Consider the following 15,999-nt stretch of genomic DNA (forward strand, 5'->3'; position numbering starts at 1 on the left):
CTCAGACGACCAGCTCGGGGTGCAGGCGCCCCATCGTGACCCGCTGGCGACGGTGGGCCGCGATGACGGTGACCGACAGGGCCAGCACCGTGAAGACCCCCAGCGCGGAGAAGTCGCGCGCCACCGACTGGCCGCCACCAGCGGTCGCCGCGCGGAACAGATCGACGACATAGGTCATCGGCAGCAGGTCGTGGAAGAAGTTGAAGAACCCGGGCGCGGTCTCGATCGGGTACGTGCCTCCGGCCGAGGTCAGCTGCAGGGAGACGACGACGAGGGCGAGGAAGCGCCCCGCAGCACCGAAGAGGGCGATGAACATCTGGTTGAGCGCCGTGAACACGACGCCCGCAGCCAGGGCCGTGCCGACGAGCAGCAGTCGGTCGGCCGGCTGGATGCCGACCGCGCCTTCGACGACCGCCACGAGCAGCAGCGCCTGGACCGCGGAGAGGACCACCCCCGGCGCGAGTCCGGCCAGCGCGATCCTGGCGCTGCCGGCCGTCGAGGCGATCGCCCGGTCGGAGAACGGCCGGAGCAGGAGGTAGATCGCCATGGCGCCCACCCAGAGAGCGAGGGCCATGAAGTACGGGGCGAGCGCGGTGCCGTAGTTCTCGACGCCGTTCACGCGCTTCGCGGCGTCCTCGATCGGGGTGGCGACCGTGGAGGCGAGGTTCGCGCGCTCCTCGTCGCCGTAGACGGGGACCTCGTCAGCACCGTCCGCGAGACCGTCGGCGAGGTCGGACGCACCGGTCACGAGCTGCTCGGCGCCGTCGACCAGCTGCCCGACGCCGGCCGCGAGCTCGTCTGCTCCGGAGGCCGCCGTGGCGGCACCGTCGGCGAGGCGACCCGAACCGTCGGCCAGGGCCGAGGCCCCGCCCGCGGCCTGGTCGAGCGCGCTGATCAGGGTCGGGACCGCACCGGCGAGCTGGCGGTTGCCGGCCGCGACCTGGTTGGCACCGGCTGCGAGGGTCGCGGTGTCGGCACGTACCTGCTCGGCCTGGCCGCGGACCGTGCCCACGAAGGCCTTGAGCTCGTCGGACTGGTTGGCAGCCTCGCGCAGGGCGGCACAGCCCTCGACCGGGACCTCGGCCTCGCACTGGTCGGCCAGCGCGGTGAGTTGTGCGGCCAGAGCGTCGATGTCGGCGGAGGCGTTGCTGGTCGCATCGAGCAGCTGCTGCGTGACGGACTGCACGGTCTGGTTGATCTGGTCGGTGCCGGCCGCGACCTGGCCCGCACCGTCGGCGAGTCGCTGCGTATCCTGTGTGAGCGTGCTGGTCTGCGAGCGGAGCAGGCCGAGGCCCGACGCGAGCTGCGCCACGGCGCCGTCGAGCTGCGCGGCCCCGTCGGCCAGCGCCCGGTTGCCGTCGGCGAGCTGCTGGGCCCCGGACTCGGCGGCCGCGGTCCCGTCGGTGAGCTGGCGGGCACCGCCGGCCAGCTTCGCCGCACCGTCGGCAGCCTCCTGAAGCGAGGCGCGGATGTCGCTGAAGCCGAGGTAGACGTTGTCGAGGTAGGTCTCGGTGACCTGGGCGTTCAGCGCCGTGCGGGCCGCGTCGAGGATGCGTTCGGCGATGGTGCCGTTGATGTAGTTCACGCCGTCATTGGTGCGCAGGTCGAGCTGGCCCTGGACGGCCTCGGCCGGGTCGCCCGAGGTCGAGGTCGCGGCGGCCGAGAGGTTCGCGGGGATCGTGAGGACCGCCTTGTACTCACCCGAGGCGAGCCCGTCCGAGGCGTCCTCGGCGTCGGTCAGGACCCAGTCGTAGTTCGACCCGTCGTCGTCACCGATCAGGTCGGCGGCCAGGACCCGGCCGATCGCGACCGGCTGGGTCGTGCCGTCGGGGCCGGTGACCTCGACGATCTCGTCCTCGTTGACGACCGCGGCCCGCACCTGGTCGAGGTTGCCGGTCGGGTCGAGGTTGGCCCAGATGTAGAGCGCCCCGTAGAGCAGCGGCACGATCGTCACCGCGACGACGGCCGCACGGGCGAGCCGACTGCGGCGCAACCGCGCGAGCTCGAACCAGGGCAGGGATGGGGAGGGGATCATCACAGCATCAGCTCGTCGAGGGTGCGGGTGGTGTCCAGCTCCACCAGGTGGAGGCGGTCGGACGGCGGGGGTGCGGAGCTCGGTGACACGACGCTCGCGACGAGCGAGGTGCCCGAGTCCTCGAGGAGGTGGTCGAGCGCGTCCCAGAGCAGGGACAGGTCGTCGCCGATGCGCAGGTCGTCGGCGCCGTCGAGCACGACGATCCGGGGTGATTCCTGCAGGGCGAGCACGACGCCCAGGACCGTGCGCTGGAGAGGGGTGAGGCGCCCGACGGGGACCGTGCCCTCGACCGACCCGTGGGGCACGCCGCGGACGGCGTGGGCGTGGGCGAGCGATCGGTCCAGCTGCTGGCGCACCGGGGCGATCCTGGACCGGCTGACCCAGAGCCCGAACCGGCGGATCGACAGGCGCTCGGCAATGTGCTGGTCGACGGTCAGGTTGACGTCCAGGTCGTTCAGACCGGCCATCTCGGCCAGGGCGACCGATCGACGGACGGCGCGGGACTCCTGGGGAATCAGGTACCCGTTGACCCGCAGTCGTCCCTGGTCGTAGCCCATGCGCCCGGCGATGGTCAGCAGGAGTGCGGTCTTGCCCGATCCGCTCGGGCCGTGGACGACGAGCCAGTGGTGCTGCGGCAGGTCGATCGCGACGTCGTTGAACACCGGTCCGCGGGGGCCGGTCGTGGTCAGCCCGGCTGCGGTGACGGCGGCGGTGGAGTCACGCCGGGGCCAGGACTGCAGCTCGACCCGGCGGTGCAGAGCCTCGCCCTCGACGTCGATGTGGGGCAGGACCCGCTCGAGCCGCTTCGGCAGGCCCCACGACCGGTTGCCGAAGAGCTGGAGGACCGCAGGCGCGAAGAGCATCCGGATCAGGAACGCGTCGACGAACACGCCGATCGCGAGCGCGAACGCGATGGGCTTGATGTTCGGGTCGCCGTCGGGCACGAAGGCGGCGAACACCGCGAGCATGATGATCGCGGCGGCGGTGACGACCCGAGAGCTGCCGACGAACCCGTCGACGATCGCCCGGTGGGGGTCGCCCGTGCGGACGTACTCCTCCTTCATGCGCGACATGAGGAAGACCTCGTAGTCCATCGACAGCCCGAACAGCACGGCCATGAGGATGATCGGCAGGAAGCTGATCAGGGGTCCGGGGGAGTCGAGGTTGACGAGCGGGCCCAGCCAGCCCCACTGGAAGACGGCCACGACGGCACCGAAGGAGGCGCCGGTCGAGAGCAGGAAGCCCAGCGTCGCCTTCAGTGGCACGACCAGGCTGCGGAACACGATCAGCAGCAGGAGCACCGAGAGGCCGACGACGACGATGCCGAAGGGGACCAGGGCCGACTCGAGGCGGTCGGAGATGTCGATGCCGCCGGCGGTGAGGCCGGTGACCTGGACGCTGACCCCGTGCTCCTCCTCCCAGCCGGGCGCGAGCTCGCGAAGCCGGTCGACGAGGTCGTGCGTCGCCTCGGCATCGGGCCCGGAGGTGGGGAAGACCTGGATGACGCCGGTGTCGCCGGTCGGGTTGGGGGTCGAGAGGCCGATGGCGGACACTCCGTCGAGACGGCGGATGTCGGACGTGACGTCCTCGACGACCCCGAGCGGGTCGGTCGAGGTGATGAGGTCGGCCGTGACGAGCAGGGGTCCGTTGAAGCCGGGACCGAAGTGCTCGTCGATCAGGTCGAACGCCTGGCGCTGGGTCGAGTCGTGCGGCGCGGAGCCGTTGGTGGGCAGGGCCAGACGCAGGTCGGGCGCCGGGATCGTCGTGATCGCGAGACCGACGACGATCAGGACGATCGCGGTCTTGGGGAACCGGATCACGGCCTGCACCCAGCGCCGCGAGAAGGCGCCCGCTGCGTGCTCGCGGTCGGGCGCCAGTCGCTCGCCGGCTCGGCCCAGCATCGCGGGGAGAAGTGTCAGGGCGACGGCGACTGCCACGACGACCGCGAAGGCGGCGACCAGGCCCATCACCGTCAGGAACGGGATGCGGGCGATGCTCAGTCCCACGAGGGCGATGACCACCGTGACCCCGGCGAAGACCACGGCCGAGCCGGCCGTGGCCGTCGCGCGTGCCGCTGCCTCGTCAGGTGGCACCCCCTCGCCCAGGAGCTCGCGGTGGCGCGACACGATGAAGAGGGCGTAGTCGATCCCGACCGCGAGGCCGATCATCAGGGCCAGCAGGGGCGCGGTGCTCGAGATCGTGACGAACCCGGTCGCCGCGAAGGTGAGGCCGACGGCCACGATCACGCCCGCCAGGGCCGTGACGATCGGGATGACGGCGGCGCGCAGCGAGCGGAACATCAGGAACAGCACGATGAAGGCGATCACGACCCCGAAGATCTCCACGATCGACAGCTGCGGTCCGGTGCTGGTGAAGACGTCGCCGCCGAACGCCGTCGTGTACCCGGCCTCGTCGAGATCGGTCGAGGAGGCGACGAGCTCGTCCTTGGCCGACGGGTCGACCGCCTCCAGGCCGACGTTGAACTGGACCAGCACCTGGGCGGCCTCGCCGTCGGGCGAGACACCGACGTCGTTGCCGTCGGCGTAGGGGGAGACGACCTCGGTCACGCCGTCGATCGCGCCGATCTCGTCGACCACGGCCTCGACGAGCAGCTGGGTGCGGGCGTCGTCGACCCGGCGTCCCTCCGGAGCCACGACCACCAGGGTCGCTCCCGCGCCGCTCAGCTCGGGGAAGGTCCGGTCGAGCGCGTTGATCGCTTCCTGCGACTCGGTGCCCGGGATCTCGAAGGAGTCGCGCGTGCCGTCGCCGAGCGCGGCGGCGGCTGCGCCGACCGCGATGATCGCGGCGACCCAGAGCAGGACCACGCGACGGTGGTGGTCGTACGCCCAGCGTCCCAGGCTGTAGAGGAAGGTCGACACGCGTCGACGATACGATCCCGTACTCGATACGTCAATGTATCCAAACCGGATCGGGGTGTCGCCCGGGTCACACGCCGGGCGGTCCTCAGGCGTTCCGCGCGATGCCCTCGTCGGGACGCAGCAGCGTGTCGGGCACGGGACATCCGGTCAGGACGGCGTCCATCCGCGTGGAGATCGGCTCGCCGTCGACCTCGGGCTCCTCGAAGAGCGCGCTCGGGTTGCTCCGGAGCTCCGCGACGTAGTCGTCGCGCGCCTCGACCAAGCGGTCCCAGTCATCGAGCCAGTCGTCGAAGGGCTCGTCCGAGGCGCGCAGGTCGGCGTCGATCTCGCGCCAGGAGGCGACGACATCGCGCACGACGGCGGTCTGGGCCTCGATGCGGTTGGGCCGGTCGACGTCGAGCCCGTCGACCGAGACGGGCTCGACACCCGCGGCCATCGTGCTGCACCCCGCGTCGACGGCGTCCACGATCTGCGGCTCGTCGATCGAGACACGCAGGTCGGAGCTGCCCGCGACGACGAGGGTCACGACGAGAGCCACGATCGCGATCGTCGCCGCGACGCCCCCGCCGATCGCCACCCAGAGCCAGCGACCCGACACCGGCGGTGGCGGGAACCGCCACGCGTCGTGCGCAGGGGGATAGGGCGGCAGCGGATCGACCACCGGGCCATGGTGCCACGCCATCGGTGCGGCGGTGCGAGGATGGCGCCATGGGACGGGTCGATCACGTCGTGGCCGTGGTGGGACCCACCGGGGTCGGCAAGTCCGACCTGGCGATCGACCTGGCGGTGCGCCTCGGCGGCGAGATCATCAGCACCGACGCCTACCAGCTGTACCGCGACCTCGACATCGGCACGGCCAAGACCCCGGTGGCCGATCGCCGCGGGGTCCCGCACCACCTCCTCGACGTGCTCGACCTCGCCGAGGCGGCCTCGGTCGCCCAGTTCCAGACCGCAGCGCGGCGCGCGATCGACGACTGCCGGGACCGTGGGGTCGTGCCGGTCGTGGTGGGCGGGTCGTCGCTGTACGTCCGTGCGGTGCTCGACGACCTCGACTTCCCCGGCACCGATCCCGCGGTGCGCGCGCGCTGGGCGCAGCGCCTGGACGAGATCGGGTCCTCGGCCCTGCACCGGGACCTGGCCGAGCGGGACCCGGAGGCAGCCCGGCAGATCCTTGCCTCGAACGGACGCAGGATCGTCCGCGCGCTCGAGGTCGTCGAGCTGACGGGCCAGCCGTTCCGCGCGCACATGCCGGCCTACGAGTCGGTCATCGGCCCGGTCGCGATCGTGGGCCTCGCGGCACCTCGGGACGTGCTCGACGCGCGCCTCGCCGCTCGGGTGGACGCGATGTGGGAGGCGGGCTTCGTCGACGAGGTCCGGGCGCTCGCCGCGCGTGGACTCGCCGAGTCACGCACGGCCTCGCGCGCGCTCGGGTACGCCGAGGTGCTCGACCTGCTCGCCGGACGGGTCGACGAGCAGCAGGCGCGCGAACGCACCGTGCTCGGCACGCAGCGCTTCGCCCGACGTCAGGAACGGCTGTTCGGCAAGGATCCGCGGGTGCAGTGGCTGCCGCACGACGCCCCGGACCTGACCGACCGGGCCCTCGCCGCCGCGTCGCGTCCACACCCTCCGGCCTAGACTGGACGGATGCACCTGACCTGGCTCAAGGGACACGGCACGGAGAACGACTTCGTGCTGCTGCCCGACCACGACGGCCAGGTGCTGGGCGACCTCGACCCGGCCCTCGTGGCCGGTCTGTGCGACCGCCACCGTGGCCTCGGCGCCGACGGCGTGCTCCGGGTCGTCCGCACCGAGGCGATCGAGGTCGGTCCCGGCCTCGACCTCACCGGCGCGGAGTGGTTCATGGACTACCGGAACGCCGACGGCTCGGTCAGCGAGATGTGCGGCAACGGCGTTCGCGTCTTCGCGCGCCACCTCCTCCAGGAGGGACTCGTCGACCCCGCCGCCCCGGTGGCGGTCGGCACCCGTGACGGCGTCAAGGTCGTGACGGTCGTCGGCGACGACCTCCGGGTCGACATGGGCCCCTTCGTGGTCGGCGACGTCTCCGAGATCACGGTCGGCCAGCACGCCTGGAAGGCGCGGGAGGTGCACACCGGCAACCCGCACGCGGTGGCCTTCGTCGACGCCGTCACCGACGCCGGACCGTTGCTCGAGCAGCCCGGCTACGACGCGAGCGTCTACCCCGACGGTGTCAACATCGAGTTCGTCGAGCGGATCGGCGAGCGGCACGTCGCGATGCGCGTCCACGAGCGCGGATCGGGCGAGACCCGCTCGTGCGGCACGGGCGCCTGCGCCGTCGGCGTCGCCGCCGCACTCGCCGACGGAGCGCTCCCCACGGCCGACGCTCCGGTGCGTTATCGCATCGACGTGCCCGGGGGCACGGTGCACGTCGAGTGGACGGCCGACGACCACCTGGTGCTGGAGGGGCCCGCCGTCATCGTGGCCGCGGGCGAGATGGAGTGGCGCGCATGAGCAGGGCCGACATCGACCGTGAAGTCACCGAGGTCTCCGTCGAGCCGGTTCGCGAGGACAGCAGGCCCGAGGAGATCGGCCAGGAGCTCGCCGAGCGCCAGTCGCTGCGTCGTGTCGCCGGCCTGCGGACCGAGCTCGAGGACATCACCGAGGTCGAGTACCGGCAGCTGCGCCTGGAGCGTGTCGTGCTCGTGGGCGTCTGGACCGAGGGCAGCGCCGAGGACGCCGAGAACTCCTTGGCCGAGCTCAAACTGCTCGCGGAGACCGCAGGGTCAGAAGTCCTCGACGCGATGATCCAGCGTCGGTCGCGACCGGACCCGGCCACGTACATCGGCAGCGGCAAGGTCGCCGAGCTGCACGAGATCGTGGAGGCCACCGGAGCCGACACCGTGATCTGCGACGGCGAGCTGGCGCCGAGCCAGCTCCGCAACCTCGAGGACCGGGTCAAGGTCAAGGTCGTCGACCGGGTCGCCCTGATCCTCGACATCTTCGCCCAGCACGCCAAGAGCGCCGAGGGCAAGGCCCAGGTCGAGCTCGCCCAGCTGCAGTACCAGACGCAGCGTCTCCGGGGCTGGGGCGGCAACCTGTCGCGCCAGGCCGGCGGACGTGCTGCCGGCGGCGAGGGCATCGGCGGTCGAGGCCCCGGCGAGACCAAGCTCGAGACCGATCGCCGACGCATCCAGGCCAAGATGGCCAAGCTGCGCCGTGAGCTCGCGCACCTCAGCACGACCCGCGACACCAAGAAGGCCAACCGCCGTCGTCATGAGGTGCCGTCGGTCACGATCGCCGGCTACACCAACGCTGGCAAGTCCAGCCTCCTGAACCGGCTCACGGGCGCCGGCGTGCTCGTGGAGGACGCCCTGTTCGCCACGCTCGACCCCACGACGCGCCGCACCGAGACCTCCGACGGACGGGTCTACACGCTGTCGGACACCGTCGGGTTCGTGCGGCACCTCCCGCACCAGCTGGTCGAGGCGTTCCGATCCACGCTCGAGGAGGTCGGCGACGCCGACCTGGTGCTGCACGTCGTCGACGGCTCCCACCCCGACCCCGAGGGTCAGCTGGCGGCCGTGCGCGAGGTGTTCGCCGACATCGAGGCGATCGACGTGCCGGAGATCGTCGTGGTCAACAAGGCCGACGAGGCCGACCCGGTGGCGCTGGCCCGCCTGCTGACCCGCGAGCCGCACGCGGTCGTCGTCAGCGCTCGCACGGGCGAGGGCATCGACGAGCTGCTCGGCGCGATCGAGGCCGACCTGCCCCGCCCCGCCGTGCAGGTCACGCTGGTCCTGCCGTACGAGCGCGGCGACCTGCTCAACCAGATCCACACCTCGGGCGACATCGAGACCATCACCCACGAGGCCGACGGCACCCATGTCGTCGCACGCGTGGGGGAGCAGCTCGCGCACGAGCTGGCCGACTACACCGTCTGACGTCCTCTGCCGCCGAGCGTCAGCGACCGCTGCCCTCCAGCGTGCCGGTGACGTCGTCCCGGGCCAGCACGACGCAGCTGATGGCACGGTCGTCGTACTTCCACGACTGGATCGTCGGGTAGTAGTAGCTGAAGTCCAGGTCGGAGTCCTCGTACGACTGGCCGACCCAGGGCTCGAACGCTGCGTAGCACCCCTCGTCTGCCAGGTCCCAGATGTCGGACTCGGCCGGGTAGTCGCCGTCATCGAGGTCGAACTCGTGGAAGACCTCGGCGTTGTGCGGCTCGTCGCACGGAGTCGCGGACACGGTGTAGACCTCATCCTCGCCGCTCCCGAGGTCCTCGGAGAAGCAGTCACCGACCTGCAGGTCCTCGGCGAAGACCTCGCCCTCGGACGTGACCTCACCGTCGTCGTCACGATCGGCCGGTGCCAAGGCGATGACGAGGACCGCGGCGACGACACTGGCGATGATCCACACCACGACGATGACGATCGACGCCCACGCCATGCCGCGTCCACGGCGCCGGCCGTCATTCGGGCCTGCGAGCACCAGGATCGCGAGCACGACCGAGACGATCCACGAGATGCCGCACAGCGGAAGGATCGCGAGCACCAGGGCCCAGACGGCCTTGGTCCGCGAGCTGTCGGCGTCGTCGCCGTGGGGCGGCATCCCCGACGGGATGGGCGGGTAGGCGGGGTACCAGTGCTGCGGCGGGTAGCCCGGGGGTCCCTGGGGCGGCGTCTGCACGGGCTGGCCGAACGCATCGCGGTCGGGGCCGCCGGGCGGCGGGGCGTCGGTCACGGGCTGCGGTCCTGTCGAAGGAGAAGGATGCTGTACGGAGGCACAGGTTCGGGACAGGGTAGGGCCGGCAGGGGCCACCGCGGGGCGAATCATCGGGGATGAGGCGAGCCTGATTCGTCGGCGTGTCGGCCACGTGTCATGATGGACTGCTGCCGCGGCCAACGTCGTCCACGGAATGCACGACTTGTCGACGACGCTGAAGGGGACTCTTGTGAGCGCCTTGTACTCCAGCCTTCCCACCGCCCAGGGCCTCTACGACCCGGCCAACGAGCACGACGCCTGTGGTGTCGCGTTCGTCGCCACCCTCACGGGAGTGGCGAGCAACGACATCGTCGCGAAGGGCCTCACGGCGCTGCGCAACCTCGATCACCGCGGTGCGGTCGGCGGCGAGCCCGACACCGGCGACGGCGCGGGCATCCTGCTCCAGGTCCCGGACCGCTTCCTGCGCGGCGTCGCCGACTTCGATCTGCCTGCGGCGGGTCGCTACGCGGCGGGCATCGCCTACCTCCCGGCCGACGCCGAGCGCGCCGCCGAGGCCAAGGCCGCGATCGAGTCCCTGACCGCCGAGGAAGGTCTCACGTTCCTCGGCTGGCGCGACGTGCCGGTCGACCCGTCGATCCTGGGCAACATGGCGCTCGGCGCGATGCCCAGCTTCTCGACCCTGTTCGTGACCTCGCCCGACGGCTCGCTGGAGGGCGTCGAGCTCGACCGTCACGCGTACGGCCTGCGCAAGCGTGCCGAGCACGAGAACGACGTCTACTTCCCGTCGTTGTCGGCGCGCACGTTCGTCTACAAGGGCATGCTCACGACCGAGCAGCTCGACGCGTTCTACCCCGACCTGTGTGATGAGCGGATGGAGTCCGCGCTGGCCATCGTGCACAGCCGGTTCTCCACCAACACGTTCCCGAGCTGGCCGCTGGCCCACCCGTTTCGCTTCGTGGCGCACAACGGCGAGATCAACACCGCCCGCGGCAACCGCAACTGGATGCGGGCCCGTGAGGCGCTGCTCGACAGCGAGCTCATCCCGGGCGACATCTCGAGGCTCTTCCCGATCTGTGACCCGCACGGCAGCGACACCGCCTCGCTCGACGAGGTGCTGGAGCTGCTGCACCTCGGCGGCCGGAGCCTTCCCCACGCGGTCATGATGATGATCCCGGAGTCGTGGGAGAACGACACGGTCATGGATCCCGCCCGCCGCGCGTTCTACGAGTTCCACTCGTCGATCATGGAGGCGTGGGACGGTCCCGCCTGCGTGACGTTCACCGACGGCACCCAGATCGGTGCGGTCCTGGACCGTAACGGCCTGCGTCCGGGCCGCTTCTGGGTCACCGACGACGGCCTCGTCGTGCTGGCCTCCGAGGCCGGCGTGCTCGACCTCGACCAGGCCTCGATCGTCCGCAAGGGGCGTCTCGAGCCGGGCCGGATGTTCCTGCTCGACCTCGAGGAGCACCGCATCATCGAGGACGAGGAGATCAAGGGCGCCCTCGCCTCCGAGCACCCCTACGACGAGTGGCTCTACTCGGGTCTGGTCCGCTTCGAGGACCTGCCCGACCTGGAGCACATCGTGCACACGCACGCCTCGGTCACGCGTCGGCAGCAGGTCTTCGGCTACACCGAGGAGGAGGTGCGCAAGCTCGTCGCGCCGATCGCGCGCACGGGTGCCGAGGCCATCGGATCGATGGGCACCGACACCCCGATCGCGGCGATCTCGGACCGTCCGCGCCAGCTGTTCGACTACTTCTCGCAGCTGTTCGCCCAGGTCACGAACCCGCCGCTCGACTCGATCCGCGAGGAGATCGTCACCTCGCTGGCGGGCACGATGGGTCCGGAGAAGAACCTCCTGGACCCGAGTCCGGCGAGCTGCCGCATGCTGCAGCTCCCGTTCCCGGTCATCGACAACGACGAGCTCGCCAAGATCCGGCACATGAACAAGGACGGCGACATGCCGGGGTTCAGCGTGCACGTCGTGCGCGGCCTCTACGACGTCGCCGGTGGTGGACGCGCACTCAAGGAGAAGATCGACGAGATCTGCGCGGACGTGTCGCGCGCGGTCGCCGATGGCAGCCGCATCATCGTGCTGTCGGACCGCCACTCCAACGCCGATCTCGCACCGATCCCGTCGCTGCTGCTGACGGGTGCGGTGCACCACCACATGGTGCGCGAGAAGTTGCGCACGCAGGCCGGCCTGATCGTCGAGACCGGTGACGTGCGCGAGGTCCACCACGTCGCGCTGCTGATCGGGTTCGGCGCGACGGCGGTCAACCCGTACCTCGCACTGGAGACCGGAGAGGACCTCGCTCGCGAGGGCGTCTTCGTGCAGGGTGTCGAGCCCGCCAAGGCCGCGCGCCACATCGTCTACGGCCTCGGCAAGGGCGTCCTCAAGGTCATGAGCAAGATGGGCGTCTCGACGGTGTCGTCGTACACCGGCGCCCAGATCTTCGAGTGCATCGGACTGTCGCAGGACGTCATCGACGCGTACTTCACCGGCACGTCCAGCAAGCTCGGCGGCGTCGGCCTCGACGTCATCGCGGCCGAGGTCGCCGCCCGGCACGCGGTCGCCTACCCGATGTCCGGCATCGTCGGCCCGCGCCAGCTCGAGGTCGGCGGCGAGTACCAGTGGCGTCGCGAGGGCCCGGAGCACCTCTTCGACCCCGAGACGGTGTTCCGTCTGCAGCACTCGACCCGCACGGGTCGGTACGACGTCTTCAAGCAGTACACCTCCCGCGTCGACGACCAGTCCGAGCGCCTCATGACGCTGCGCGGACTGTTCGCCTTCAAGGACGGTGAGCGTCCGTCGATCCCGATCGACGAGGTCGAGCCGGTCGCTGCGATCGTCAAGCGCTTCTCGACCGGCGCGATGAGCTACGGCTCGATCAGCCAGGAGGCGCACGAGACCCTGGCGATCGCGATGAACCGCCTCGGCGGCAAGTCCAACACCGGCGAGGGTGGCGAGGATCCCGAGCGCCTGTACGACCCGGAGCGTCGCTCCTCGATCAAGCAGGTCGCGTCGGGCCGCTTCGGCGTCACGTCGGAGTACCTGACGAACGCCGACGACATCCAGATCAAGATGGCCCAGGGCGCCAAGCCCGGTGAGGGCGGACAGCTCCCCGGCCCGAAGGTGTACCCGTGGGTCGCGAAGACGCGGCACTCCACGCCGGGTGTGGGCCTGATCAGCCCGCCGCCGCACCACGACATCTACTCGATCGAGGATCTCAAGCAGCTCATCCACGACCTGAAGAACGCCAACCCGGTCGCGCGTGTGCACGTCAAGCTCGTGTCCGAGGTCGGCGTGGGCACGGTCGCGGCGGGCGTGTCGAAGGCCAAGGCCGACGTCGTGCTCATCTCGGGCCACGACGGTGGCACCGGCGCCTCGCCCCTCACCTCGCTCAAGCACGCGGGAGGCCCCTGGGAGCTCGGGCTGGCCGAGACGCAGCAGACCCTGCTGCTCAACCTCCTGCGCGACCGCATCGTCGTGCAGTGCGACGGCCAGCTCAAGACCGGCCGCGACGTCGTCATCGCCGCGCTGCTCGGCGCGGAGGAGTTCGGCTTCGCCACGGCCCCGCTGGTCGTGAGCGGCTGCATCATGATGCGCGTCTGTCACCTCGACACCTGCCCCGTGGGCGTCGCGACGCAGAACCAGCAGCTGCGCGAGAAGTACTCCGGCAAGGCCGAGTACGTCGTGAACTTCTTCGAGTTCATCGCGCAGGAGGTCCGCGAGATCCTCGCCGAGCTCGGGTTCCGCACGATCGAGGAGGCCGTCGGGCACGCCGAGGTCCTCGACACGCGCCGCGCCGTCGACCACTGGAAGGCCCAGGGCCTCGACCTGTCGCCCATCTTCCACGTGCCCGACCTGCCGGAGGGCGCCGCGCGCCACTGCGTCACGACGCAGGACCACGGACTCGACAAGGCGCTCGACCAGGAGCTCATCGCGCTCAGCACCGACGCGCTGGAGCGGGGCGAGCCGGTCCGGGCCCAGCTCCCGATCCGCAACGTCAACCGCACGACCGGGACGATGCTCGGCCACGAGGTCACCAAGCGCTACCGCGGCGAGGGCCTGCCCGACGACACGATCGACATCACCTTCACGGGTGCGGCCGGCCAGTCGTTCGGCGCGTTCGTGCCACGCGGCATCACGCTGCGCCTCGAGGGCGACGGCAACGACTACGTCGGCAAGGGCCTCTCGGGCGGCCGGCTGATCGTGCGACCGCCGCGCGAGGCCAAGCTCGTCGCAGAGGACCACATCGTGGCCGGCAACGTCATCGGTTTCGGTGCCACGGGCGGTGAGATCTTCTTGCGGGGCCGGGTCGGCGAACGCTTCTGCGTCCGCAACTCCGGCGCCAAGGCGGTCGTCGAGGGCGTGGGCGACCACGCGCTGGAGTACATGACCGGTGGTCGTGTCGCGATCCTCGGCCCGACCGGCCGCAACATCGCCGCCGGCATGAGCGGGGGCATCGCCTGGGTCCTCGACCTCGACGAGTCCATCGTGAACCGCGAGATGGTCGAGACGCGCGCTGTCCCGACCGAGAGTGCCGAGGAGCTGCACGAGCTCGTGCGCAAGCACGCCGAGGAGACCGGCTCGGAGCTCGCCGAACGTCTGTTGGCCGACTGGCCGGCAGCGCTGGCGCGCTTCGTCGAGATCATGCCGGTCAACTTCCGCAAGGTGCTCGAGGCACAGGCCGCCGCCCAGGCCGAAGGGCTGTCCGACGACGAGACGACCGCACGCATGATGGAGGTGGCCGCGAATGGCTGATCCCCGGGGATTCATCACGACGCCGCGCGAGGTGGCCGGACGCCGTCCGGTCGAGGAGCGCGTCAACGACTGGAACGAGGTCTATCCCGGCGGCGCCGGCAAGGCCCTGCTGCCGATCATCTCCGAGCAGGCGGGACGCTGCATGGACTGCGGCATCCCGTTCTGCCACCAGGGCTGCCCGCTCGGCAACCTGATCCCGGAGTGGAACGACCTGGTCTGGCGCGACGACTGGGACGACGCGATCGAGCGTCTGCACCGCACCAACAACTTCCCGGAGTTCACGGGTCGGTTGTGCCCGGCACCCTGCGAGACGGCGTGCGTCGTCGGCATCAACCGCGACCCCGTCACGATCAAGAACGTCGAGGTCTCGATCATCGACAAGGCCTGGGAGCAGAACAACGTCAAGCCCCAGGCCCCGGAGTTCCTCACCGGGCGCACGGTCGCGGTCATCGGTTCGGGTCCCGCGGGCCTCGCGGTCGCCCAGCAGCTGACCCGCGCGGGGCACACCGTCGCGGTCTACGAGCGTGACGACAAGCCCGGCGGGCTGCTGCGCTACGGCATCCCCGAGTTCAAGATGGAGAAGGTCCAGGTCGACCGCCGCATCACCCAGATGCAGCGCGAGGGCACGGTCTTCCGCACCGGCGTGAAGGTCGGCGAGACCCTGACCGGAAGCCAGCTGCGCGACCGTTACGACGCCGTCGTCATCGCCACGGGTGCCACGGTGCGCCGCGACCTGCCGATCGACGGGCGTGAGAACGCCGGCATCCACCAGGCGATGGACTTCCTGCCGCAGGCCAACCGCGTCGCGCTCGGCGAGGAGCCCACCAAGGACGGCTCCGACCAGATCGTCGCGACCGACAAGGACGTCGTCATCATCGGCGGCGGCGACACCGGCGCCGACTGCCTCGGCACCTCGATCCGTCAGGGCGCGCGCAGCATCACGAGCCTCGAGATCATGCCGCAGCCGGGGGAGGAGCGCGCCGAGAACCAGCCGTGGCCGACCTACCCCATGACGTACCGCATCGCCTCGGCGCACGAGGAGGGCGGCGACCGGGTCTACGCGGTCTCCACCAAGGAGTTCATCGGCGACGACGACGGCAACGTCAGCGGCCTGCGCATCAGCGAGGTCGAGATGGTCGACGGGAAGTTCACCGAGGTCGAGGGCACCGAGCGGGTCATCCCGGCGCAGCTCGTGCTGTTCGCGATGGGCTTCACCGGCCCGGAGACCGACGGTGTCGTGTCGCAACTCGGTGTCGCGCTCGACGAGCGCGGCAACGTCAAGCGCGACAAGAACTACATGTCGAGCGTGCCCGGCGTCTTCGTCGCGGGTGACTGCGGCCGTGGTCAGTCGCTCATCGTGTGGGCCATCGCCGAGGGTCGAGGCGCCGCCGCCGGCGTCGACGCCTACCTCCAGGGCTCCACGACGCTCCCGTCCCCGATCCCGCCCACCGCCCGCCCCCTCGTCGTCTAGGGGGAGTACCGCTCGCGAGAGACTTTGTTGGTGGTCAGGAGAGACTTTGTTCTCTCCTGACCACCAACAAACTCTCTCCTGACCACCAACAAACTCTCTCCTGACCACCAACGTTCTCTCTCGCGAGCGTCGATCGGCGTCGTGA

General features: G+C 70.7%; 9 protein-coding genes. 5 read left to right on the forward strand and 4 right to left on the reverse strand.

Annotated features, from left to right (window positions below):
• Nucleotide 1 precedes the first annotated feature (1 nt).
• The 3 genes from V6S66_RS07150 to V6S66_RS07160 all read right to left on the reverse strand — a co-directional run bounded on the left by V6S66_RS07150 (nt 2) and on the right by V6S66_RS07160 (nt 5,575).
• Nucleotides 2–2,035: a YhgE/Pip domain-containing protein gene (locus tag V6S66_RS07150; RefSeq protein ID WP_334206054.1), complete on the reverse strand. Its 2,034-nt coding sequence runs from the start codon at nt 2,033–2,035 to the stop codon at nt 2–4.
• On the reverse strand, nt 2,035–4,914 hold the full coding sequence (locus V6S66_RS07155) for an MMPL family transporter (protein ID WP_334206055.1): 2,880 nt from the start codon (nt 4,912–4,914) through the stop codon (nt 2,035–2,037). The genes V6S66_RS07150 and V6S66_RS07155 overlap by 1 nt, the downstream gene beginning before the upstream one ends.
• An 85-nt stretch (nt 4,915–4,999) precedes the next feature.
• On the reverse strand, nt 5,000–5,575 hold the full coding sequence (locus V6S66_RS07160) for a hypothetical protein (RefSeq protein WP_334206056.1): 576 nt from the start codon (nt 5,573–5,575) through the stop codon (nt 5,000–5,002).
• A gap of 47 nt (nt 5,576–5,622) precedes the next feature.
• Between V6S66_RS07160 and miaA the strand changes: the two genes are divergently transcribed.
• The 3 genes from miaA to hflX are packed head-to-tail and all read left to right on the forward strand — an operon-like array spanning nt 5,623 to nt 8,834.
• Nucleotides 5,623–6,549, forward strand: coding sequence for a tRNA (adenosine(37)-N6)-dimethylallyltransferase MiaA (gene miaA / locus V6S66_RS07165; RefSeq protein ID WP_334206057.1), 927 nt, complete (start codon nt 5,623–5,625; stop codon nt 6,547–6,549).
• A 9-nt stretch (nt 6,550–6,558) separates the two neighbouring features.
• On the forward strand, nt 6,559–7,404 hold the full coding sequence (gene dapF / locus V6S66_RS07170) for a diaminopimelate epimerase (RefSeq protein ID WP_334206058.1): 846 nt from the start codon (nt 6,559–6,561) through the stop codon (nt 7,402–7,404).
• Entirely contained in the window at nt 7,401–8,834 is a 1,434-nt protein-coding gene (hflX, locus tag V6S66_RS07175; protein ID WP_334206059.1) for a GTPase HflX, read from the forward strand. Before dapF ends, hflX begins: the two co-directional genes overlap by 4 nt.
• 19 nt (nt 8,835–8,853) lie before the next feature.
• Here the strand turns inward: hflX and V6S66_RS07180 are convergent, their stop codons facing one another.
• Complete coding sequence (locus V6S66_RS07180) at nt 8,854–9,633, reverse strand: DUF4190 domain-containing protein (RefSeq protein ID WP_334206060.1); 780 nt, start codon at nt 9,631–9,633, stop codon at nt 8,854–8,856.
• Between the two features lie 211 nt (nt 9,634–9,844).
• On the opposite strand from V6S66_RS07180, the gene gltB reads away from it, so the two are divergent.
• Both gltB and V6S66_RS07190 read left to right on the forward strand, forming a co-directional pair.
• Nucleotides 9,845–14,383, forward strand: coding sequence for a glutamate synthase large subunit (gltB, locus tag V6S66_RS07185; protein ID WP_334206061.1), 4,539 nt, complete (start codon nt 9,845–9,847; stop codon nt 14,381–14,383).
• A complete protein-coding gene (locus tag V6S66_RS07190; protein WP_334206062.1) occupies nt 14,376–15,854 on the forward strand; it encodes a glutamate synthase subunit beta in 1,479 nt (492 codons plus the stop codon). The genes gltB and V6S66_RS07190 overlap by 8 nt, the downstream gene beginning before the upstream one ends.
• Nucleotides 15,855–15,999 lie beyond the last annotated feature (145 nt).

The sequence above is a fragment of the Aeromicrobium sp. Sec7.5 genome (assembly GCF_036867135.1).
Lineage (GTDB): Bacteria > Actinomycetota > Actinomycetes > Propionibacteriales > Nocardioidaceae > Aeromicrobium.

Excerpts from the sequence above, each read along its gene's own strand:
- V6S66_RS07190 (WP_334206062.1), top strand. The coding sequence starts at position 14,376 with ATGGCTGATCCCCGGGGATTCATCACGACGCCGCGCGAGGTGGCCGGA.
- dapF (WP_334206058.1), top strand. The coding sequence starts at position 6,559 with ATGCACCTGACCTGGCTCAAGGGACACGGCACGGAGAACGACTTCGTG.
- hflX (WP_334206059.1), top strand. The coding sequence starts at position 7,401 with ATGAGCAGGGCCGACATCGACCGTGAAGTCACCGAGGTCTCCGTCGAG.
- miaA (WP_334206057.1), top strand. The coding sequence starts at position 5,623 with ATGGGACGGGTCGATCACGTCGTGGCCGTGGTGGGACCCACCGGGGTC.
- V6S66_RS07150 (WP_334206054.1), bottom strand. The coding sequence starts at position 2,035 with ATGATCCCCTCCCCATCCCTGCCCTGGTTCGAGCTCGCGCGGTTGCGC.